This window comes from Streptococcus sp. WB01_FAA12 (assembly GCF_012843315.1).
GTDB lineage: Bacteria > Bacillota > Bacilli > Lactobacillales > Streptococcaceae > Streptococcus.
In genome coordinates this window covers 17574-36756 of sequence record NZ_JABAEX010000004.1, presented here as the reverse complement: position 1 = coordinate 36756, position 19183 = coordinate 17574, and the positions used below count along the sequence as shown (strand labels likewise).

The following is a 19183-nucleotide window of genomic DNA, read 5'->3' as shown; positions in this document are numbered from 1 at the left end:
CTTTCTTAAAACATAAAAAGACCGAACCCTTTAGGAACAGCCTTGTCTGTGTTATTTTCTGGACTTTCTGGAAAATTGAATTTCTTCTGTAGAAATTCGCTATTTTCAAAAGCCTCTTTGTCTATTTGTATATCTGGTAGTTTAGCTTCTAGCTTTTTAGCTACCAGTTCTGCGATTTTATCGATATCTGGTGTCATTGCTGACCTCATTTTTTCGATAAAATCACTTGGGATCATAGGAGTTTCACTCGCTACCAGAGTCGGAGCGACTTCGTTTGTAAACATAATCTTGTCTACAAATCCATGATTCAAAGCTGATTCAGCATCAAACCAGGTAGTCTTGTTCATCAAGTCAAGCAAGTCATCAAGAGCCTTTCCAGTCTTATGAACATAAGCGCTAGCAATAGACTTGTTAAACCCTTCTAGCACACCGGCCTCATGAAGCAAGGCATTATGGTCTCCGTTCACTTGCGTTGAAACGTTGTGGATCATGATTTGGGCAGTCGGACTGATTTCAACCGTGTCTCCTGCCATTGCAATCACGCTTGCTGCGCTTGCTGCAATACCGACAATTTTCACGGTCACATCACCTGGATACGAGCGTAGAGCAGTATAGATTTCACTACCAGCATAAACATCTCCACCGCCCGAATTGATATGAACCTCAATCGGTTCACCACTTTCAGGGAGGACGACATCTTTTGGAGCGGTAGCTTCCCACTCAAGCCAGTCATAAATCCAGCGATCATCGTTAGAAATAATCGTACCCTTAATCGGAATTACTTTCATCTTCTTTCTCACCTCCTTTCTCTAACTGTTCACCAAGTTGATAGTTTTTGGTGATGAGGAATTTATCGCCACCAGGGACAGATTCTAAGCCAAGTTCAGAGCGCACCTCGTTTCGAGTCATCGCCCCAGAAGAAATAAGCTTATCAATGTTTTCAGCAAGTGCAAACTTATCTTTCTGACCTTCGCCGATGATTAAAAATAGATTATTGCGCTCGTATTGCCGTCTTGACACTAAAGCGAAATTAAGTCCATCACTCATTTTCTTAACGAGTGATTGGTAACAATAACTATTGAACATCTTTTGGCTATTTTCAAGATTGGCCATATCGCCATGACTTAAAGCTGTTGGAATCCCTAAGACGTCCGCGACCTCATCATCAAATTGCCGACGAAGTTTCTTCAACTCATCAACAGAAATATTTGAAGTCCCTGTTGTATTCGTATGCTCGGAATATTCCATTCCATCTTGAGCTGGAACAATGGCAATCGTCTTGGTACTAAATGATTTAAAAAGACCATCAGCATATGATTGGAGTTTATCACGCATCTGCTGATCAAAACTCCCATTATTTTTGGTTTTCAGAGTTCCTCTAATTTGATTATTCCTAGCCAAGGCCTCGACCAAACGAGTGTGCAACTTCTCGTAATCAGCAAATAAGTCAGAAATATAATCTTGCAGTCGGTTATTGTTGTACTGTAAGAAAATGACTTCACTCATCCGAAAACGCTTCTCAAAGGTATATCCTCTACAAGTTACAAACTCAAACACATCATCATAAACAGCATATTTTGTCCGTGTATAAGAGTCAGCAACAAGCAACTGGTCATCAGTTGTAAGAAAGATTAGGACCTCATTCTTAGTGATCAACCGATAGACGACCTTTTGCCAAAAATCTGACGCAGATTCGTTCTTGTTAGGCCTTACATTCAGCAAGTAGTCCCAATCAGAAGACTTAACCTTGCCATTTTCTTGATACTTAAACACTGACTTAGCGAAAATTCGAGCGATGAACTCAGCTGACTTATCAATCGCTAAACTTTTAAGTTGGAGATTCCCAAACATCCGCTCAAGTTCCTCGAACTCAAAACCAACCTCTGGCACTTCACGCTTAAATAAATTCAGTAACCCCAATGCACTTCCTCCTTTCTTTTAATTTCTGCCGACCACCCACCCAAAATTTATGCTTAGATTAAAACTCCCAACTATCAATCATGTCAAGGAATTCCCCAATATTCGACTCTTGCACAAGCTCACGCTTGTAGAGAGCAGCTATCAAAGCATGGAACCCATCTGTCTTTCTTCTGACAGGCTCTTTCTTCAAGAAACGCTTATTGCCATCCTTGTCCTCTTTGACATAGGTATTATCTGTATACCAAATCATAGAGTTGTCATTTTCAAAGATAAACCGCTCATTCGCAAATCCATCTTCGATGATTGGTGCGACCTTGGATTGAATCGCCCCAGGATTTCTCAAGAACTCATATTCAAACCCAGCCTCTTCTAGCAATGGCTTCAACAAGTCCATTCTGAAACCATCAGCACATACAAGCTCAATCTGATAAAGATTTCTCCATTCTTCCAGCTTGGCAATCAAAAGCCGAGGATCAATACTCGGACCATCAACGATTGTAAACAAGCCTTTTTCAGCCCATTCTTCAATAGGTGCTTTTAGCTTGAAAGCTTTCAAAAACGATTTCCGTGCAAATGAATGTTGCTTCCAGATGAACTCATCACCATTCTTAAATAGCAAACCAACGCTCGCAAAGTCTCGGATGCTCGCATAGTCAAAACCAGCCACACATGACCGACCTTTCAAGTCGATACCAGGAGACCGTAAACAAGCAACTAACTTTTCTCGAGAAGTAACATCTTTCTCAAGGTCCGCTTCGGGAAGATTCATCCGTTTTGTCATGAACTCCTGACGGCCAGACGGTTCCAACTCAAGGTCATCATAGTCAGCCTTGGTTCTTGCAAGCAACCTCTTAGCGTAAGGAGTGCTTTCATCCAACATCGGATTTGCCTTTGGCCAGTTCTTCATATCATCTACTTCGTCCGCATTGTCTAGCTTGCAGATGAAAGGGAATAGCCTGAAATCGTCAACCTCTCCATTCAAGATTTGCATAGACTTATCTATCAGCTTGTCATAGAATCCCTCACGCACATATCCATTCGTCCCGTTGTAGAAAGTCCGAGCATGAGCAATCTTACCAAGACCAGACCGTTGAACCTTCACGGCCTTATCATCTTCAAACTGGTGAATCTCATCAAACTCAAGACAACCATCACGAGCTGAGTCCATGGTCTTCGGATTGTTCGTCCGAAAAGAAAAGACCGAGTTATTCGCTCGACCTGTAATAGACATTTTAGTTAGATAGAAATGGTCCTCAAGACCTCGCCTTTGGATAGTCTCATAGACCTCCTCAAACGAAACCTTGCCCTGCTTCTCAGAATTGGCAGTGATGGTCACATCATAATCTCTGATAGGGTAGATAGGGCTGATAAAGAACGCTGACCTTGCCGACATAAAACCATTCTTACCACCACCACGAGATAAAGTATATAGATGCTCGTCGAAGTGTGGCTCTCCATCCTCTTTCCTAAAAAGAAAAATGAACGGGGTCAAGAAAAGCTGGTATTTCGCTAGAGGAAAAAAGTTCTTTTCCGTAAACCGAATGAATTTCTCAATCAGGTCATTATCAAAATACAAATCATCACGAGGATAGATTTTCTCCTTGATAATTTTAAACAGCAGCTTTCTTTCCTTGTTGACGACGATTTCTCCACTCTCGGCCATTTTGATGTAGTCATCAACTAGCGGATGAGAAATCATAACAGATCACTTCCAGACGTAGATTTCTCAACAGGAGAATTTTCAACCTCGAAATCAAACGAGCGCTCAATCGCCAAAAGCTGATTGCTTGTTGTGTTGATTTCCTTGATGAGAGAATTCGCTTTTTGGAATCTTTGTTGGCCGTTGTGGACAGTGATGACCAATCCGTCTTCATGAAGTTTGGCTTTCAGCTCATAGAGCAGTCTGACGAGATAAAGATAACGATTCACTTTTTCGTACTGGATCGCATCCTTTTTTCTAGGACTAAAATAGCCGATTTTAGAAAGTAGCTGATTTTCTAATTCTTTTATATTTTTTTCTGAGTATTCTTCCATTACCCCCCACCCCCTTTAATTTTTTGTTAAAAATTTGGACAGTTAACCCCTCCCACCGGTTCCCAAAGCCTTAAAAATACTGGATTTTTTTTGACCGGGGGGTGTTATCATCCCCAAAATTCGTCTGTTCTGAAATTTTTCTCAATCATTTTTTTAGATTTTCGAAATTGGAAACGTCCGTGACGTTTGTTATGACATTCTTTGCATAGAGTTCTAAGATTGTCTAAGTCAAGAGCGAACTCTGGATAGAACTCAAGCTCCTTGATGTGGTCAACCTCTAAGTTCTCTCTCGTGACTTTGCCTTCGTCTTTGCACCAAACACATTCGTAGTGATCACGTTCAAGTGCAAACTTACGAAGCTCTCTCCATTCGCTGGAATTATAAAACTCTGTTCGGTCTGCTCTAGTTCCTACTTCTATTTTCAAAAGATTATCCTCTTGATTTCCAAAAGTGATTCAGCAAAATTGTCAGAGCTAATTAAAGTTTGGTTTGCTAGTTTTTGAAATCGAATAATAGATTCTTCAATTTGAGAATCAAAAAAATATTCTCTGTTATCTTTATCTTTTATCTTGAGAATCAATCCTCGTATTAGACCTAACATACTTTTGTAAACCTCGCTATTTTTACTCTCTCAATTCCTTGTTTTACATATTCTAGTGAATTCGCTACATGAGTTTTAATTCAGATTTATCAAGCGTTTATCTTGCAAGTGCGAAATGAAATCATCATAACCTCAAAACAATGAATTGATAGTAAAATAAAAAAATTAAAAGCCCTGAAACTTCGTCATGGCTCGGTCTTGTGAATCTTGGTTTTTGCCTATGTATCTCAGTGAAATACTCTGGCTTGAGTGGTTCAGTAGGTCCATTATCAGAGCGACATCCTTGGTTTGTTCGTACATGAATAAGCCAAAGGTCTTCCTCATCGAGTGAGTAGCTATGTTTTCTAGACCGACTTCTTCAGCAGCTTTCTTTATGATCTTGTAAGCTGTGTTAGGTTTTATATGCTGGTGCTTTCCGTTTCGGCTTGGAAAGAGGAAGTCTTCATCTTTCTTATCTTTGATGTACTGCCTCATAGCATTCTTGAATTTCTTTGGCATCTTTCGTTTAGTTGGTTTGTCTGTCTTTTCATCGACGATCTGGACATGCCAACCTTTAACGTGCTTTACTTTCAGTTTAACGATATCACCAATACGAAATCCCAAATTAACACCAGAAAGGAAGAGCATGAGGTTCCGTTGTCTATCTGACTCTTTGACTGCACTATGCAACGTCATCCATTTAATCATAAGCTGAACATCATCTCTATTTCTGATTGGTTCAACAACTACCACATATCTTCACCTCCTTTTTAATGCACAAAAAAAGCAGAGATTTCCTCTCTGCTATTCTTCACGATACTAATTTACCACATTCTTTTTGTCAATTCTATATGTTTTTTTGACAACTTTACATAAAGAGCAGATTTGAAAGTGTATCGAGAATCACTTCTCGTCTTCTGTAAATCTGCTTGCTGTGTCTATACAAGTACCCAGTTTCTCCATTTTCCATGATGTGCCAAACTTGAATCCAGTCGTATCCAGTATGTTCTCCCCAGCGAAGATAAAAGATTTTTTTGTCATCTGGTTCTAGATTCTCTAGTAATTGGGAAATAGCGTTTTGGAGATTTTCTAATCTTAAAATCATAGGATCGCTTGCATAAGCAACCGCTAGATTCTCCGACCTGTTGACGAATGTCCCACTGCCACTTGCTCCAGTATCATCAATACCAGGAACGGTAAGATGCTTAACTTCGTACAAACGTTCTAGCTCATGTCTACGTTGGCCAATAAGTTTGTCAATCTTTAAATATTTATCATCGAGTTCAAACTCGAGATAATCCCTTCGTGCTTTTGTTAAGTTCTTTTTGACCAAACCTTACCTCCCATGTATCTTTTGGATTTAACCCATTTGATAATTTTGCCATCGTTATTGTTATTGTGATAATCTGGCAGTCTTGCTGTTGGACTTTCTTTATAGACCACTTTTTCGACTACCTGGATTGCAGGCATCGTTTCATCATCTATCCACCCAACTAACCATGCAGGGTTTACATCATAGGTTTTAGCAATCGTTTCAATTTGCTTAATAGATGGATATCCACCTCGCTCATACAAATGAATTGTATTTTGTGAAACACCTGTTTCTTTTGCCATCTGTACTACAGAGAGACACAGGTCCTCTCTAAGTTCTTTCAATCTTAGCTGCATCTTTCAAATCTCCTTACGTATTTCAAATAATCTTGCCATCAAAAACTAAAGTGATCGTACCTGTACCATCTTGATGCTTAGATACTAAAGCTTGGCAATCTGAACCGAGCTCGATTCCTTCGATTGTGATGCTTCGTTTCATGCTGTTGACGTTGACGATTGCGCCATTCGAAGTTTTAATTCTCATTCTCAACCTCCAGCAAGTTTTTATTTTCATAGATATTTCCAATGACTTTGTAATACGGTAAAAATTCCTTTGTGATTTTAATCCGATATGTGCGACTTAGACCGTCACCGTACCAGCAACCTTTCTCTTTGTCATATTTGACAATAAAGGTATATTCTTTCTGTATTTGATGATGTAAGATATCGCCTTCAAAAACTTCTGTACCTTCCTTGTCACAAAGACCTGTTGACTGCATAAGGATAACATCTTCTCCATTTCGCTTATCTTCAAATTTTAACGGAACCGATGTAGAGCCATCGCTAAACTTCCCTATGATTTCCTTTCTGACAAATGAAATCATCAGTATTTCATTAATCATTTCTTCTGCTAACACATACCATGCTCTAAATCTTGGTAACATCTGGTAAATCCTCCTCTTTTACGAATACCCCGTCAATCATCTTCCCTTTTCGGTCTTTGATAGCATCATACGCAATCTGCAAGCAATTTTCTGCATCTGTCCCGTTTAAAAATGAAACAGTGCTAACTACACTATCGAGAAACATCAAATCAGACTTAATAAGAGGTGTCTGAGTTCCGTTGTGACAAATGTGAGCATAAAGCTTTTGCGCGATATTGCCCAGACTTGAAACCATCAGCAGCAATTCAAGTTCCTGTTGGCTAGCAGAGAACTGAGCACCATTCTTAATTTGTTGCTCCAGTCCAATCAATACTACCTGGATATCGCCAAGCGCATCATAGATCAGTTCAGATTTATCCTTTGCGATACCTTCAAACAATTCACCTGATTCTTCCATGAGCTTTAAGAATTGCTTGACTGGATTCGCTTCATGTAGATTTCTATCTACAAACCATTGTTGTACTTTTTTTTCTAATTCTGTGTTGTTCATATTTTTACCCTACATTTCTTCTAAATCAAAGTATTCTGTCAGCTCACTCTTCAATTCCTCTAGAGTTTCACATCGTTCAATTAAAACAGACACATCGTATTGTGTATCCACTTTGTTCAGAGTGTTTTCTGCTACTGCATCAGCTACCCATTTTGGATGAGTGCCAGCGCGAGAGAATTGATCTTGTGGCAGTAGCTCTAGTAATGCTTCATATCGTTCTTCTAGTGAAGTCAAAGCACCAAGCGTGTCAATAAATGCTGTATCTGATTTTCTTTTTTTAAAAATTTCTGGGTAATTTTCTTCTGCAATTTCTGCATAGATGGCAGACCATTCTTCGTCTGAAAAATGTGATTTTTCAACTAGTGCACCGTATTCGATTTCTTTTCCATTGATTTTAGTTTTGTATTTCATAATTTTACCTCTTTTCCAATTTCTGTATTGTTGTACTTCTGCTCACTAACCACAAAAACGTTACCATTAACCGTGATAGTGAAAAGACTTCCGATTTTTCGTTTTTCCGTAACCTTGCCCGTAATCTGATATTTGCTATCAGCATGATAGACTAGTAAGGGTTTTTGTTGCTCGTCTATAATCGATCGTTGCATAAATAATAAGCAAGTAGTAAGTAAGGTATAGCCAATTAAGAAGCGTTTCATTCTGGAACCTCCAAAAGCTCCTGATTTTCGTAGACATTGCCGATGATTTCTCTTGAATTAGCTACATTACATAATCGTTCAAAATTGTTGTATCTAATCAAGCTATTCACAAACATTCCTAAATCTTCTCTATATTCGATAAATCCGTTTAACAAACCATCTTTTGTACCTAAAATATCTTTCTCGTATATCTCCCGTAAATTTTTATCAAACATCCCTGTGAAACGTCCTACTGATTCTATACTTACAGGACACCAAGAACCTATAGTAATGTATTGTTCATTAGCTTCTACCACTTCGTTGATAATAAATGCTCTTCCTCTATCTTCAATCAAATGTCCGTATTGCCATTCTCCTTTGCTGTTTTCGTCAATGGATAACCCTCTGAATTTTGGTATCATCTTGCACCTCCCATGAAATTATTAACAATATTTTGCTTTTCAGTATCGATTATTTTATTTCTATAATTCAATATTGGAGCCATAACATCATTTGTCAATGCAGGCTTCAAAATGATTTCATTTGTTTCCGAAAATCTTTTACCGTTGATTTTGATTTTGATGTCATAACCGTTAGCGATATGTTCAAGGTCATCTTTAGACAGGGAAATTTCAAATCTACTCATTCTTCTACCTCCTCGATTTACGCTTCCTTCAAATACTCATTAAAGACATCTTCATCAAGTATTCCGTTTTCAATTAAATTTTCAACTGCAATTTCAATTTTAATTAAACGATTTAATTCTTTGTTAGGTAACGTAGCCATAATAACTTCTTCCATCACTCCACCTCCTTGCTCTTGAATTCTCTAGTGAGTCTATTTTTTAAAACTCGAATTTGAAAACACTTATCGTCTGCATATGTATAATAATCATCGGTTTCTTCAATCCATTGACTTCGTGTGTACGGGTATCTGTTTGGTCGTGTCATATTACCACCTCATATATAAATATTTTGTATCAATCTCTTGTTCTAAAATACAATCTCTCAATGATCTCAAATCTTCTAACGCACTGCTGACGGTCCCCCATTTGTTCTCAGGTTCATACTGTACATACTTTTCAGGATACTGTTCCAGTTCTGAGATGCCACGTTGAATGTTTTCAAAAATCTGAGCAACATTGTAGATAGTACCTTGTTTGAAATCCCAATTCATAGCATTCCTAAACATTTCCCCAAGATTGTAGGTCGGAGAACTATTTTCAGGTTCATCTATGCAAATATAATCTCCGCTTTCTATTTTTCCCAAGATTTCCAAATCATAACTCATCTATCCGACTCCTCCGCACTATACTGCAACCATACTAGGCATTCATATAGATCCCTTGTTTGCCTTTTGATGTTGCTTAATGATTGACTGCTCAATTTATCATCATTTTGTAAGACTTCTATCTTGAGATTTAAAATAATAGCAGTCAATTCTTTTTCTTTTTTTAAACTTTCACTACATGACATCACTCAACCTCTTTAATTTCCATACCTGGGCAATCAAACACCCAACTCATGTCATTTTCTTCTAGATCTGTTTTAGTATGATATCCTGAATAGAATACTCCATCATAACTAGAGAAAATATAATCCTCATTTTCAGTGTGATAGTACAACTTTTGTCCACTTGATTTCAGAGTTACAATATACCGTTTCTCTTTCTCGACCTCATAACCTAGAATCCAAGCAAGTGCGAATGTTTCGATATTATTTTCGTAAAACCATTCAGGGACTCTCTTATCGTAATGATCTTCAATCACTCTCATCGCCCCATAAACATGAAAATCGTTTGCCTTTTTAAACTCTATATAATCCGCCACAAACTGCGGGATTGCGACTTTCTCAAGTTCAATTGATTTGTAAATGAATCTCTCGTCTATGCTCACGATTTCTCCACTAGCGACTTGAATTTTCTTTTCCCTAGCCCCCGTTGTGTCTACTAGAAAACCAACTTCATATCCCTCTATAAACACTTTTTCTTTATTCATCTTCTAAGTCCTCCATTTCTACTCCCAATTCAACAAGTTCTTGTTTTAGCATCTCGATTCGATTCTGGATGGTTTCTGTGATTAGACCAGACAATATCTCATCTGCTTTGATTTCTTTTTTTAAAAATCCAGCTCTTGTCCCTCATGGCTCAAAGACACAAGAGCTAGCAAATTCTTTATACGTCATTCGTCCAAGTCTGACGCATATTCTAGCTCGCTTTTAACGTGGTTCGCGACACGTTGATTTTGTTGCTAAGTAATAGCAATCAGCTGCTCCGTAGTCAATCCTGATGTTCTCACCACTCATGCTTTTCCGAAATCGTGGATGACTGATTGCTGAATAACTAGCCTGATGTTTCTTTAGTTCATTGATTGCGCTATGTATGTGGCCGAAACTCCCAATGAGTATCTTGCGGTGACCGTTGTAAATGAAATAGAGTTCAATCATCTTTACTAAACTCCTTGTAAATTTTTTTGAATATTTCTGACACCAATTTTTCAGGTATATTAGATCTCTCGTTGTATGATTTTGAGAAGTTTTTCCACTCGATATCCTGCTTGATAATTTTATTTTTAAGATTAAGTTCAATATTACTTCCAAAAATTGTCCGTTTTTGTAAAGGATAATCATAATTATTGTATCTAGCTAGGTTTTTGTATGGAATTCTGAATCCAATAATGTCCTCGATGTAAGGCCACAGTCTGTCAGCTGCTGGATTCTCAATAACCCAAAATTGTGGTCTATATCTTTTTATGATTTCTATTGTATTGAAAGCTGTTAGCTCGCCATTGACCCTTTTTAAAAATTGCCTGTCGTACTGATAATTTATATAGGCTGACTCGTAATCCTTATTTGCCCTGATCGTGAACGGTGAAGGTCTTACTTGTGGAGCAAACAAGCTATCAGACACATCATTGCGTTTCCAACACGCATTCCCGTTTTCCATGGCAGAAGCATTTGACCATGATTCGCATGGTGGGCTAGCTATGATTAAATCTGGGCGTGGCAATTTGTCAAGCGTATCAAAAAGTGTGTTGTCTCCAAATAAGCGTTTGTAATCGGCAAGATTCAAATTTATGAAATGATTGTTCTTGTTTTCTATATCCATTCCGATTGAATAGATTTCAATATTCGCCCCCCCCCCCGAACTATTCAGAGAGTTAGCACCCTTAAAATAAGAACCATTTCCACTATCAAAAAGCGCCCAAACTGTCATTTTTTTAATGATCAATACCTCCTAAAATAACTTCAACTGCTTCTCATAAGCATCAAGCCTCTGTTTAGCAAGGTTGAAGATGTCTCCGTCTAACTCACAGCCTACATACTCAAAACCTAATTCTTGACAAGCGATCAAACTACTTGCTGAACCGACATGAGTATCAAGAATCTTATCTCCGTCTTTTGCATAGTTTTGTAGCAACCAAAGATAAAGATTAATTGGTTTTTGAGTCGGATGGATTCTAACCTCATTCAATACCTTATTTCCTTGCTGAATATGGCCTTCAGATATTGACTTGCCTTGCATCATACCATTCCACATATAGCGAAACAGCCGTGTACTATCATGTAAGCTGCAGTATGCTATCTCACAATCTGAAAAACTTGAATGACCATTAACTTTGTCCCAAACGATACGGCCAGAACCAAAAGAATAGTCGAAGTAGTTCACACCCCAAATAATTTGATTTTTAGATACCCTAAAAAGTTCATCAAAATAATCTCTATTTGGAATTTGCCACTCTGAGGTTTTGCCATACAGTCTATTGACACCAATCGGACTAACTTTTCGACCATAGTATTCTCTTTTTTCTGGACCAGAAAAATAAGGTGGATCAACAATAGCTAGGTCGAAGTAATCATCAGGATATTGTTTCATGATGTCCATACAATCGTTGTTAAAAAACTCTCTCATCAATACCTCCTATCCTTCATCCCAGCTGGATACACAAAGCACTTTCCAGTTGCTCCCTCAAAGATACGACTTGATAAAGCACCATTCCCAAAATCGTCCGAGTAAAGCTCCTTAATTTCTTCACTAGATAGATTAGTGTTGATAATCGTATTCGTCCGATTATCCAGGATCTTGAACAATATCTGATGTGCCCACTCGTTCCGCTTCGTGTCAGCCTTACGACTCTCTTTCCCAAGGTCATCCAAAAAGAGGAAATCAACCTCAGACAGTAGCTTGACCATCTTCGCTTCTGAGAAACCATTGTCAAACTCAAAGCTTTCTCTAATCTTGTCGAACAAGGTCACAACTGAAACAAAGAGCACGCTTTTCGGTTCATCATAAGACTTAAATTGCTCATTGAGAAACCGAGCAAAACCATATGTCAGATGACTCTTACCAACACCAGACGGACCAGTGATGATAGCATTCCCAGTCTCACCTTTGGCATAGCAACGTTCCAAACGTTTCACAAAATTCATAGCATTTTCGTCGATGTCAACTCGAATTTCATAATCATGTAGTGACTTGCTGCCCAACTTACTTGAAACGATACTGTCACGAGCAAAGACTTCGTATGTATCCGATAGTTTACTTTTGACCTCGGATTCCATATTCAGTTGCTTTTCAAAGCGTCGAATGTTCTCTTTCTCGCACTCAGGACATTGACTGATTTCCTCAACTTTGCCCTTGACAGGAATCTTAACAGACCAAAGATTGCATCCATGGATTTCACAGACATCATCAAGAACTGTTCTAGTTCTGAATTGTTTAAACTGTTTCATCTAAAACCCTAGCCTTTCGTCTGTTTTCTTTTCACGTTTAACAACATTTCCTTGATTCAAATAACCGTCGAACTTCGTTCCAAAGAGGGTTTCTGGTCTCAAGTATTTCGCATACTTCGTACCTGACCAATCCTTAACCATGTTATCAATCACCTGCTTAAAGTCATCTAGTCGATATCCTTCAGACCATCTAGCCTTAATCAGAGATCTGTTCTTCTGAACATTATCTCTATAATTCTTCCCAGTCTTTGAATTGAGATAATCGATAATTTCTTTGTAAGGGATATTGTCAGGTTCTTTAGGGTAGGTAGTTAAGCTATCCTCATCTAAGCTAACCTTACTTACCCTATCCTGTGTATCCGAATGGTATCCATTTGGTATGACATTTTCCAAAGGTTTTAACACAGCTGTTTTTGAGTGGTCATATTCTAGTTGATTTTTTTCATCCTGATGTAAAGTAGACTGAAATCTGTCAGATCTGATATAATTGTGGATTCTCCAGTGTCGGATAACAACCACTCCACTTTCAAACGGAATCAAGAATCCTTTTGCGATAAGTAACCTCATGTCATCATCACTTGCCCCAATTGTTCTCTGGGTAGTCTTAGCCTTGTCAATGAACCCTTCATCATCTGCCCCCATATTAAGATGAAAATAGAGAGCTTGTGATGATAAAGGCATCTCAAGAAATCTGTCTGTTTCAGTAATCTTCCTGCTAAACATTCTTCGTTGTGCCATCTTCTACTCCTCCACACTTGAGAATTTTGTGTATTCTTTGTGAAAATATAGTTTAACCGTCCCTAAACTACCATGCCGATTCTTTTCCAGGATCAGCTCGGTTACATTGTTAGCTTCTTGACTGTCTGTCTGTTCCTTCTGATAGTAGGCATCACGATACAAGAAGGCTACAATATCAGCATCTTGCTCAATAGAGCCAGATTCTCGCAAATCTGACATCATTGGACGTTTTTCTTGTCTCTGTTCAACTGCACGACTTAGTTGTGACAGGGCAATGACAGGTACTTTCAAATCCTTAGCTAGTATCTTCAATTCCCTAGAAATCTCAGAAACTACCTGCTGACGATTCTCACCTTTTGAGCCAGTGATCAGTTGCAAGTAGTCAATGATAATGACTCCAAGACCCCCCATCTCCTGGGCAAGTTTTCGAGCTTTTGACCGTATCTCAGAGATACGAATACCAGCCGTATCATCAACAAAAATAGGAGCGTCATAGAGATTCCCTTGCGCATGCACTAGCCTACTCCATTCCTCAACACTCAGATTCCCAGTTTTTAGGTGATACCCTTCTACCATGCCCTCAGATGCTAACATCCGCTCAATCAAGCTCTCCGCCCCCATCTCAAGCGAGAAAATAGCAACAGGCTTTTTCTCTTTTACAGCGATATATTGAGCGATATTTAGAGCTAGCGCTGTCTTCCCCATTGCAGGGCGAGCGGCAAGGATGATAAGATTGTCCTCATGAAGACCAGTCGTAATCTTATCCAGTCCAACGAACCCAGTCGATAGACCTGTCACAACTCCATCTGTCTGAGAGCGAGTCTCCACCATCTGCATATGTGTATCAAGGATATCGGCCACATTACGAAATCCTGTCCCTGCATTTTGATTACTGATGTCAAGCATAGACTTTTCAGTTCTTGCGATGATGTCACCAACAGGTACATCACCCTGATAAGCACTCGAGAGGGAGTCAGATAGGTTTGCTATCATCTTTCTGAGCGTAGCCTTTTCTTTCACAAGCTTTGCATAGTGCTCCACATTCTTTGATGTCGGAGTGGAGTTTACTAGCTCGACAACATAGTTGATACCCCCGATTTTTGAAATATCTCCTTGATTCGTGAGAGCAGAGCCCATAGTCGTAGCATCGATTGGCTCACCTTTTTCAAGCAAGGACAACATGGTCTTAAATACAATTTTGTTTGCCGGCTTGTAAAAGTCATCTGGAACCAATTCATCCGCTAGAAATATAAGTGAATCAGGAGAGATGAATACTGAACCAAGAACAGACTGTTCAGCAGCTAAATCATGAGGTAATATTCTAAATTCTTCATTCATGCGCTATTCCCCCAGTATTTTTCTAGATCAACATTCATCACCGCAGCAAGGTTCTTTTGCTCGGTCAATATTTGTCTGCGATAAGGAGCAAGACCAGCTTGTCGCTCCTCCTCACTTCGTGGCAAGTAGTATCCGTTTGGCTTCATCTTCTTGGCTACGATAGGATGCCCAAAATTGACACGCAGGCTTTCGATAATTTCTTCTACCTTACGTTTTGAGAGCCCAGTTTCTAAACGAATTTCACTGGCTTGGATTGGCAGGTCGAAAGTCGCGCAATTCATGATCATGTTTAACACACGGATTTCCATCTCACTCATTTCACGACTAACACTCATATCTTTGCCCTCCATTTTCTTGGCTTCTTACGGAAATCCAAAGTCATTTCCTGATAAAGCAAGCGACCATTTTCAACTAAAAGCTCGGCATTTTGCTTTCTTAGAAGTTCATTATTACTTGCTTCTTCCTGAAAATCATAGGCAAGTCTATCATAGTCTTCGATGCATGCTCTAAAAACTTGTGGTACATCCTCAATCGATGAAGCAAGACCTATAGGTGGTTGGGTGTCATAGGTAGACTTTCTGTCACACATTCTCAGGTTTCTTCGAGCAACTTCCCTGAAATCTTCTGTTTCTTCAATAATGACCACTACATTTTGCTTATCCGATTTTTCATTTTTAGCCGTAAGCACCATTAGGATAAACATCCCAATGAAAATCACTGCTAAGCCAAGCAATTGGCTTGATAAAGTTGGTTCTGTCATTTTGTTCTCCTTACGCTCTTAATTTTCGTACTTGTTTTTCTAACTCTAAAATCTCATAAACATCATTGACATCGTACATAATATCTTTCCCTTGCTTACGAAATCTTAATCCTTTACGTTCTAACTTCTTAATATAGCCATGAGTAAAGCCAAACTTCTTCATCAAAGCCTGTTGATTGATTGGCATACGATCATTCTCTAACTGCTCCTTGACCTGCTTTTTAGCAAAGGCCAATAATTGATTCGTGAACAATTCAGCACTTTCGCCGTCCAATCGTAATTGTAACGTTATTCCTTCCATTTTCTACATCCTCTCAACTATGCGGGCAAGCATTTTTGTGATATAATGGTTTTAATTATTTAAGTATGCGCCTGATTGCTGTCAGGTGCTTTTTTGCTCTACAATGCATAAGCGTTCAGTTCCATAATCTTCATCTTAGTATTGGTACTTGGTTCCCAAGTCATCCAATAGGCCAATGCGGCTTCTGCAAACTTTTTAGGTAGCAAATCATAGCGACTGATGTTGAAGTGGTCCTTGAAATCAATCTCAGCTTGTCTAAATACTGATTGAGCAAAAATCTTATCAGCATAAGCAGGACTGTCAATACCACCTAAGCAAGCAACGACCCGAGCCTTGCGCTTCTTCAGTAGCGATTGAGCATAGCTCGGATGAATCGGTTGCTCACTCTTGAGATAGTCGATATCTTCCAGCATGCTAGTCTGTTGCTCACGCAACTTCTTCTGCCCAGTGAATAGAGCAATAAAGGCATCCTCGTCCAAATCCTCTCGGATAAATCCACCCTGTTTGCGAATAGCTGGTAAGACCTCAGATGTTACCCAACGCTTGAACTCTCTGGCTTGAGGTAACTTGCTGGATAAGATAAGAGAGTAGAGACCAGATTCGTTGATAACTGTCTGATTTCTCATTTGACCTGCCGTCGCGATTTGCGACGTTAGCTTATCATCTTCATCAACGTGTTTTGCCAGAGCATCTCTTGAATTTACATATCCAAGAATCTCTGCTATATCTTTCCCGACAAACCACGGCTCGTCATCAAACATCACTGTACGGACTTCCCGCCCGTGAAAGTTAAAAATTTCGTTCATAATATTCCTTTCTAAATTTGATATAATGTAAATAAAACTCGCCAAAACTATTTAAGTAAAGTATTTTTAAACGACTGTTTGACAGATACTATATGAGATGCTTCACGGTTATTTATATAATCAACCTGAATAAGTGTCTCTGGTACTTCATCTTTCTTTGTCTCCCAAATTATCTTGATACCTTGAAGACCAATATCTTCTGCTTGAAAATCAATCCCGTTCAAAATAACTCGTGGAATACTAGAGTCGCTATCTATCTTAATTTCTAAATTTTGAATTGGTAGTGATTTTTTTGATGGTTTACTCATATCCCTCTCCTACTCTAGGACATTACTGCCAACTACCAATCGTTTAACTGCGTTGTTCATAGTGCTCCTTTTATATTACGGTTAAACCGCAATATCGTGTAAAAAAATAATGTCATCAATAGACACATCAAAAGTAGTAGCGATTTGATAAGCTTGGGTTACAGTAGGTTCTGTTTTTCCTCGCTCCCAATTTCCCCAAGTGTCAACAGAGACGTCAATAGCCTCTGCTGCGTCCACTTGTCGCCAGTTCTTTAGAGTTCGCAATGTTTTAAGAGTCATTTTTGGCATGTTGCTGTCCTTTCTATCATTTTTTTATAATTGACTAGCTCAACTATAACTACATTATAATGCGGTTAAACCGCAATGTCAAGTGTTTTTTGCGTTTTTGCCGTATTTTTTTATTTTTTTCTTTACTTTTTTGCGTTTTTGCCGTAATATATACTATATAAAGGAGCGATAAAAATGAGCAATAATAAAAGTAAAGAAATTTTTTCTGCGAACTTAGAGAATTTGATGAGTAGCAAAGGGATTGATAGAAATAAGCTCTGTTCTGATCTCGGATTGAAGTACACTACTGTAAGAGATTGGTTAAAAGGCATAACTTATCCTCGGATAGGAAAGATCGAATTACTTGCGGACTATTTTGGAGTTAATAAATCAGACTTGATAGAGGATAAAACTCAGGAAGTAAATGAGCTAAAAATCCCCACATCCCCATTGATTCATAAAATCACTGAAAAAGTTGTCAAGCTATCAACTCCGAGAAAACAAAAGGTTCTTAACTACGCTAACGAACAATTGAAAGAGCAAAATAATAAAGTAATCACAATTGAGGAAAAGCTTTTTGAATACCGTGTTTTTGAAAAACTATCAGCTGGTACTGGTTTTTCATACTTCAACGATGGGAACTATGATACTGTTTTTTATGATAAAGACCTAGACCACGATTTTGCTTCTTGGGTTTTCGGAGACTCAATGGAACCTAAATTCCAAAACGGAGAGGTTGTCCTCATAAAAGAGACTGGTTTTGATTATGACGGAGCGGTTTATGCCGTTGATTGGGACGGTCAAACGTATATTAAAAAGGTTTATCGTGAACCTGATGGATTGCGTTTAGTCTCCCTTAATCCAAAATATAAAGATAAGTTCGCACCATTTGAAGAAGATCCTAGAATTATTGGAAAAATTGTCGGAAACTTCATGCCATCTGAAAATTAAGGTCAAGGTGCTTATATGTCTACTACTCTTACTGAAAAGGAAATCAAAGTACTAATAGACGAACACAGAAAAACAATTAGTAAACTGGAAAATCAAAGGTCTTTAATAGCCTTTTTGGTTTTGCTGACTTTAATATCTGTTTTTCTGCTTGGTATCGTTGGAAATATACTACTAACAATTTTCTCTTTTATTATCGGCAGTTTAGTTATTCTCTTTTTGATTGGTGTTTTTCCTAGGCAATCTAATACTGATCAACTAGAGTATGAAATTGAAGAGCTGAATAAACTATTGGTTGTTCAAATAGAAGACAGAATAAAAAAACAGGAGATTGACGAGAGAACTATTTATGATGTTATTCTCAAAGTGAAAGGAATATCTTATCGCCAAGAAGCTTTCTCAGATTTATGTCAAGAACTTATAAGAGAATCAGATGATACCCCTTATTTAGGATATACTTCTAAAGAAATTAAAGAGGAATTAATTTTTGGAGGAAGATTTTATAAATACTTGCCTTTTAAAATTCCAGATGTAGAGTTTATCCCTGAATTTGATAATAAATTTGACCCTAATGCAGTTAAAATTGTGGTTCGAGGTTATCACTTAGGCTATGTCACTAAGTCCAAAAATAGAAAGGTATTAAGATTAACCGTAGATCCAAATAATGAAGTTATCAAAAATGCTGAAATTTATGGCGGTGATTACAAAGATATTAATCCGGATAGTGGTAGACTTCGTACAGTTAAGGATTCATTCAAGATTCGAATTAAGTTGAAAGTCTTAAAAAAATAAATAATCCCCTGAAAATTTTAAGCGATGAAATCAAAGCGCGCTATCTTATTTGACAAAAGGATATATATTTGATAATATATAGTTACTAACCTAGGAGAAATCCTAGTGCAAATAATCTGGTTGGCACAAGCTGCCACGCAGAAACGGTAACTATAAATTTAGTTACCGTTTTTTGTTGAATTAAAAATAAAAAAATCCTCACACTCGCCGTCGCCAAACTTTGAGTGTGAGGTTTCAACCTTCCATCTAGCAAGCAATGGAAAAGATGATAAAAAAATACA

Annotated in this window: 32 protein-coding genes; 2 read left to right on the top strand and 30 right to left on the bottom strand. The window is 38.2% G+C overall.

Features of this window, described 5'->3' with window-relative positions:
* Positions 1-5: 5 nt before the first annotated feature.
* The 30 genes from HF881_RS06265 to HF881_RS06125 all read right to left on the bottom strand — a co-directional run bounded on the left by HF881_RS06265 (position 6) and on the right by HF881_RS06125 (position 17183).
* Positions 6-788, bottom strand: coding sequence for a head maturation protease, ClpP-related (locus HF881_RS06265; RefSeq protein WP_169446835.1), 783 nt, complete (start codon positions 786-788; stop codon positions 6-8).
* On the bottom strand, positions 769-1920 hold the full coding sequence (locus HF881_RS06260; protein ID WP_169446834.1) for a phage portal protein: 1152 nt from the start codon (positions 1918-1920) through the stop codon (positions 769-771). The genes HF881_RS06265 and HF881_RS06260 overlap by 20 nt, the downstream gene beginning before the upstream one ends.
* 58 nt (positions 1921-1978) lie before the next feature.
* Positions 1979-3619 (bottom strand): terminase TerL endonuclease subunit, encoded by a 1641-nt coding sequence (locus tag HF881_RS06255; RefSeq protein ID WP_169446833.1) that lies wholly within the window; start codon positions 3617-3619, stop codon positions 1979-1981.
* Positions 3616-3954, bottom strand: a complete 339-nt coding sequence (locus HF881_RS06250) for a hypothetical protein (protein WP_007519093.1) — start codon at positions 3952-3954, stop codon at positions 3616-3618. The genes HF881_RS06255 and HF881_RS06250 overlap by 4 nt, the downstream gene beginning before the upstream one ends.
* Before the next feature lie 107 nt (positions 3955-4061).
* The gene (locus HF881_RS06245; protein WP_169446832.1) at positions 4062-4379 is read right to left on the bottom strand and encodes an HNH endonuclease signature motif containing protein; all 318 of its coding nucleotides are present in this window, start codon (positions 4377-4379) and stop codon (positions 4062-4064) included.
* Positions 4380-4720: 341 nt separating this feature from the next.
* On the bottom strand, positions 4721-5287 hold the full coding sequence (locus tag HF881_RS06240) for a tyrosine-type recombinase/integrase (RefSeq protein ID WP_169446831.1): 567 nt from the start codon (positions 5285-5287) through the stop codon (positions 4721-4723).
* A 115-nt stretch (positions 5288-5402) separates the two neighbouring features.
* On the bottom strand, positions 5403-5867 hold the full coding sequence (locus tag HF881_RS06235) for a hypothetical protein (RefSeq protein ID WP_033585811.1): 465 nt from the start codon (positions 5865-5867) through the stop codon (positions 5403-5405).
* Positions 5849-6202 carry a helix-turn-helix transcriptional regulator gene (locus HF881_RS06230; protein ID WP_169446830.1) on the bottom strand — a complete coding sequence of 118 codons (354 nt, stop codon included), beginning with the start codon at positions 6200-6202 and terminating at the stop codon, positions 5849-5851. The genes HF881_RS06235 and HF881_RS06230 overlap by 19 nt, the downstream gene beginning before the upstream one ends.
* A 22-nt stretch (positions 6203-6224) precedes the next feature.
* A complete protein-coding gene (locus tag HF881_RS06225) occupies positions 6225-6389 on the bottom strand; it encodes a hypothetical protein (RefSeq protein ID WP_169446829.1) in 165 nt (54 codons plus the stop codon).
* The gene (locus tag HF881_RS10505) at positions 6379-6789 is read right to left on the bottom strand and encodes a YopX family protein (RefSeq protein WP_240956790.1); all 411 of its coding nucleotides are present in this window, start codon (positions 6787-6789) and stop codon (positions 6379-6381) included. The genes HF881_RS06225 and HF881_RS10505 overlap by 11 nt, the downstream gene beginning before the upstream one ends.
* Complete coding sequence (locus HF881_RS06215) at positions 6773-7279, bottom strand: MazG-like family protein (protein WP_169446828.1); 507 nt, start codon at positions 7277-7279, stop codon at positions 6773-6775. Before HF881_RS06215 ends, HF881_RS10505 begins: the two co-directional genes overlap by 17 nt.
* A 9-nt stretch (positions 7280-7288) precedes the next feature.
* Positions 7289-7690 carry a hypothetical protein gene (locus tag HF881_RS06210; protein ID WP_169446827.1) on the bottom strand — a complete coding sequence of 134 codons (402 nt, stop codon included), beginning with the start codon at positions 7688-7690 and terminating at the stop codon, positions 7289-7291.
* Positions 7687-7935, bottom strand: coding sequence for a DUF1372 family protein (locus HF881_RS06205; RefSeq protein ID WP_169446826.1), 249 nt, complete (start codon positions 7933-7935; stop codon positions 7687-7689). The genes HF881_RS06210 and HF881_RS06205 overlap by 4 nt, the downstream gene beginning before the upstream one ends.
* Positions 7932-8336, bottom strand: coding sequence for a YopX family protein (locus HF881_RS06200; RefSeq protein ID WP_169446825.1), 405 nt, complete (start codon positions 8334-8336; stop codon positions 7932-7934). The genes HF881_RS06205 and HF881_RS06200 overlap by 4 nt, the downstream gene beginning before the upstream one ends.
* Entirely contained in the window at positions 8333-8560 is a 228-nt protein-coding gene (locus tag HF881_RS06195; protein WP_169446824.1) for a hypothetical protein, read from the bottom strand. The genes HF881_RS06200 and HF881_RS06195 overlap by 4 nt, the downstream gene beginning before the upstream one ends.
* 17 nt (positions 8561-8577) lie before the next feature.
* Positions 8578-8715 carry a hypothetical protein gene (locus tag HF881_RS06190; protein WP_006154920.1) on the bottom strand — a complete coding sequence of 46 codons (138 nt, stop codon included), beginning with the start codon at positions 8713-8715 and terminating at the stop codon, positions 8578-8580.
* A gap of 150 nt (positions 8716-8865) precedes the next feature.
* Positions 8866-9204 carry a hypothetical protein gene (locus HF881_RS06185; protein ID WP_169446823.1) on the bottom strand — a complete coding sequence of 113 codons (339 nt, stop codon included), beginning with the start codon at positions 9202-9204 and terminating at the stop codon, positions 8866-8868.
* A gap of 184 nt (positions 9205-9388) precedes the next feature.
* On the bottom strand, positions 9389-9910 hold the full coding sequence (locus HF881_RS06180) for a DUF1642 domain-containing protein (RefSeq protein ID WP_169446822.1): 522 nt from the start codon (positions 9908-9910) through the stop codon (positions 9389-9391).
* A gap of 220 nt (positions 9911-10130) precedes the next feature.
* Complete coding sequence (locus HF881_RS10500) at positions 10131-10358, bottom strand: hypothetical protein (protein WP_240956789.1); 228 nt, start codon at positions 10356-10358, stop codon at positions 10131-10133.
* Complete coding sequence (locus tag HF881_RS06175) at positions 10351-11142, bottom strand: DNA methyltransferase (RefSeq protein WP_169446821.1); 792 nt, start codon at positions 11140-11142, stop codon at positions 10351-10353. Before HF881_RS06175 ends, HF881_RS10500 begins: the two co-directional genes overlap by 8 nt.
* Positions 11143-11148: 6 nt before the next feature.
* On the bottom strand, positions 11149-11823 hold the full coding sequence (locus tag HF881_RS06170; RefSeq protein WP_143989128.1) for a DNA methyltransferase: 675 nt from the start codon (positions 11821-11823) through the stop codon (positions 11149-11151).
* On the bottom strand, positions 11823-12644 hold the full coding sequence (locus HF881_RS06165; protein ID WP_169446820.1) for an ATP-binding protein: 822 nt from the start codon (positions 12642-12644) through the stop codon (positions 11823-11825). The genes HF881_RS06170 and HF881_RS06165 overlap by 1 nt, the downstream gene beginning before the upstream one ends.
* Positions 12645-13382 (bottom strand): conserved phage C-terminal domain-containing protein, encoded by a 738-nt coding sequence (locus tag HF881_RS06160; protein WP_169446819.1) that lies wholly within the window; start codon positions 13380-13382, stop codon positions 12645-12647.
* Positions 13383-13385: 3 nt separating this feature from the next.
* Positions 13386-14720, bottom strand: a complete 1335-nt coding sequence (gene dnaB, locus HF881_RS06155) for a replicative DNA helicase (RefSeq protein WP_169446818.1) — start codon at positions 14718-14720, stop codon at positions 13386-13388.
* Entirely contained in the window at positions 14717-15055 is a 339-nt protein-coding gene (locus HF881_RS06150; RefSeq protein ID WP_036756819.1) for a hypothetical protein, read from the bottom strand. Before HF881_RS06150 ends, dnaB begins: the two co-directional genes overlap by 4 nt.
* Positions 15052-15480: a hypothetical protein gene (locus HF881_RS06145; RefSeq protein ID WP_169446817.1), complete on the bottom strand. Its 429-nt coding sequence runs from the start codon at positions 15478-15480 to the stop codon at positions 15052-15054. Before HF881_RS06145 ends, HF881_RS06150 begins: the two co-directional genes overlap by 4 nt.
* A 10-nt stretch (positions 15481-15490) precedes the next feature.
* Positions 15491-15781: a hypothetical protein gene (locus HF881_RS06140; protein WP_169446816.1), complete on the bottom strand. Its 291-nt coding sequence runs from the start codon at positions 15779-15781 to the stop codon at positions 15491-15493.
* 98 nt (positions 15782-15879) lie between these two features.
* Complete coding sequence (locus HF881_RS06135; protein WP_169446815.1) at positions 15880-16587, bottom strand: ORF6C domain-containing protein; 708 nt, start codon at positions 16585-16587, stop codon at positions 15880-15882.
* Between the two features lie 47 nt (positions 16588-16634).
* Positions 16635-16895: a hypothetical protein gene (locus HF881_RS06130; protein WP_169446814.1), complete on the bottom strand. Its 261-nt coding sequence runs from the start codon at positions 16893-16895 to the stop codon at positions 16635-16637.
* A gap of 81 nt (positions 16896-16976) precedes the next feature.
* Positions 16977-17183 (bottom strand): helix-turn-helix transcriptional regulator, encoded by a 207-nt coding sequence (locus HF881_RS06125; RefSeq protein ID WP_169446813.1) that lies wholly within the window; start codon positions 17181-17183, stop codon positions 16977-16979.
* A 174-nt stretch (positions 17184-17357) separates the two neighbouring features.
* Between HF881_RS06125 and HF881_RS06120 the strand changes: the two genes are divergently transcribed.
* Positions 17358-18113, top strand: a complete 756-nt coding sequence (locus HF881_RS06120) for an XRE family transcriptional regulator (RefSeq protein WP_169446812.1) — start codon at positions 17358-17360, stop codon at positions 18111-18113.
* A gap of 15 nt (positions 18114-18128) precedes the next feature.
* Positions 18129-18902, top strand: coding sequence for a hypothetical protein (locus HF881_RS06115; protein WP_169446811.1), 774 nt, complete (start codon positions 18129-18131; stop codon positions 18900-18902).
* Positions 18903-19183 lie beyond the last annotated feature (281 nt).

What these genes read in the sequence shown, in the direction of transcription:
- HF881_RS06225 (WP_169446829.1), bottom strand. Translation starts at nt 6,389, where the DNA reads ATGAGAATTAAAACTTCGAATGGCGCAATCGTCAACGTCAACAGCATG.
- HF881_RS06200 (WP_169446825.1), bottom strand. Translation starts at nt 8,336, where the DNA reads ATGATACCAAAATTCAGAGGGTTATCCATTGACGAAAACAGCAAAGGA.
- HF881_RS06125 (WP_169446813.1), bottom strand. Translation starts at nt 17,183, where the DNA reads ATGCCAAAAATGACTCTTAAAACATTGCGAACTCTAAAGAACTGGCGA.
- HF881_RS10500 (WP_240956789.1), bottom strand. Translation starts at nt 10,358, where the DNA reads ATGATTGAACTCTATTTCATTTACAACGGTCACCGCAAGATACTCATT.
- HF881_RS06145 (WP_169446817.1), bottom strand. Translation starts at nt 15,480, where the DNA reads ATGACAGAACCAACTTTATCAAGCCAATTGCTTGGCTTAGCAGTGATT.
- HF881_RS06215 (WP_169446828.1), bottom strand. Translation starts at nt 7,279, where the DNA reads ATGAACAACACAGAATTAGAAAAAAAAGTACAACAATGGTTTGTAGAT.
- HF881_RS06150 (WP_036756819.1), bottom strand. Translation starts at nt 15,055, where the DNA reads ATGAGTGTTAGTCGTGAAATGAGTGAGATGGAAATCCGTGTGTTAAAC.
- HF881_RS06130 (WP_169446814.1), bottom strand. Translation starts at nt 16,895, where the DNA reads ATGAGTAAACCATCAAAAAAATCACTACCAATTCAAAATTTAGAAATT.
- HF881_RS06205 (WP_169446826.1), bottom strand. Translation starts at nt 7,935, where the DNA reads ATGAAACGCTTCTTAATTGGCTATACCTTACTTACTACTTGCTTATTA.
- HF881_RS06195 (WP_169446824.1), bottom strand. Translation starts at nt 8,560, where the DNA reads ATGAGTAGATTTGAAATTTCCCTGTCTAAAGATGACCTTGAACATATC.
- HF881_RS06250 (WP_007519093.1), bottom strand. Translation starts at nt 3,954, where the DNA reads ATGGAAGAATACTCAGAAAAAAATATAAAAGAATTAGAAAATCAGCTA.
- HF881_RS06265 (WP_169446835.1), bottom strand. Translation starts at nt 788, where the DNA reads ATGAAAGTAATTCCGATTAAGGGTACGATTATTTCTAACGATGATCGC.
- HF881_RS06190 (WP_006154920.1), bottom strand. Translation starts at nt 8,715, where the DNA reads ATGGAAGAAGTTATTATGGCTACGTTACCTAACAAAGAATTAAATCGT.
- HF881_RS06255 (WP_169446833.1), bottom strand. Translation starts at nt 3,619, where the DNA reads ATGATTTCTCATCCGCTAGTTGATGACTACATCAAAATGGCCGAGAGT.
- HF881_RS06210 (WP_169446827.1), bottom strand. Translation starts at nt 7,690, where the DNA reads ATGAAATACAAAACTAAAATCAATGGAAAAGAAATCGAATACGGTGCA.
- HF881_RS06170 (WP_143989128.1), bottom strand. Translation starts at nt 11,823, where the DNA reads ATGAGAGAGTTTTTTAACAACGATTGTATGGACATCATGAAACAATAT.
- dnaB (WP_169446818.1), bottom strand. Translation starts at nt 14,720, where the DNA reads ATGAATGAAGAATTTAGAATATTACCTCATGATTTAGCTGCTGAACAG.
- HF881_RS06140 (WP_169446816.1), bottom strand. Translation starts at nt 15,781, where the DNA reads ATGGAAGGAATAACGTTACAATTACGATTGGACGGCGAAAGTGCTGAA.
- HF881_RS06135 (WP_169446815.1), bottom strand. Translation starts at nt 16,587, where the DNA reads ATGAACGAAATTTTTAACTTTCACGGGCGGGAAGTCCGTACAGTGATG.
- HF881_RS06185 (WP_169446823.1), bottom strand. Translation starts at nt 9,204, where the DNA reads ATGAGTTATGATTTGGAAATCTTGGGAAAAATAGAAAGCGGAGATTAT.
- HF881_RS06115 (WP_169446811.1), top strand. Translation starts at nt 18,129, where the DNA reads ATGTCTACTACTCTTACTGAAAAGGAAATCAAAGTACTAATAGACGAA.
- HF881_RS10505 (WP_240956790.1), bottom strand. Translation starts at nt 6,789, where the DNA reads ATGTTACCAAGATTTAGAGCATGGTATGTGTTAGCAGAAGAAATGATT.
- HF881_RS06160 (WP_169446819.1), bottom strand. Translation starts at nt 13,382, where the DNA reads ATGGCACAACGAAGAATGTTTAGCAGGAAGATTACTGAAACAGACAGA.
- HF881_RS06230 (WP_169446830.1), bottom strand. Translation starts at nt 6,202, where the DNA reads ATGCAGCTAAGATTGAAAGAACTTAGAGAGGACCTGTGTCTCTCTGTA.
- HF881_RS06180 (WP_169446822.1), bottom strand. Translation starts at nt 9,910, where the DNA reads ATGAATAAAGAAAAAGTGTTTATAGAGGGATATGAAGTTGGTTTTCTA.
- HF881_RS06120 (WP_169446812.1), top strand. Translation starts at nt 17,358, where the DNA reads ATGAGCAATAATAAAAGTAAAGAAATTTTTTCTGCGAACTTAGAGAAT.
- HF881_RS06165 (WP_169446820.1), bottom strand. Translation starts at nt 12,644, where the DNA reads ATGAAACAGTTTAAACAATTCAGAACTAGAACAGTTCTTGATGATGTC.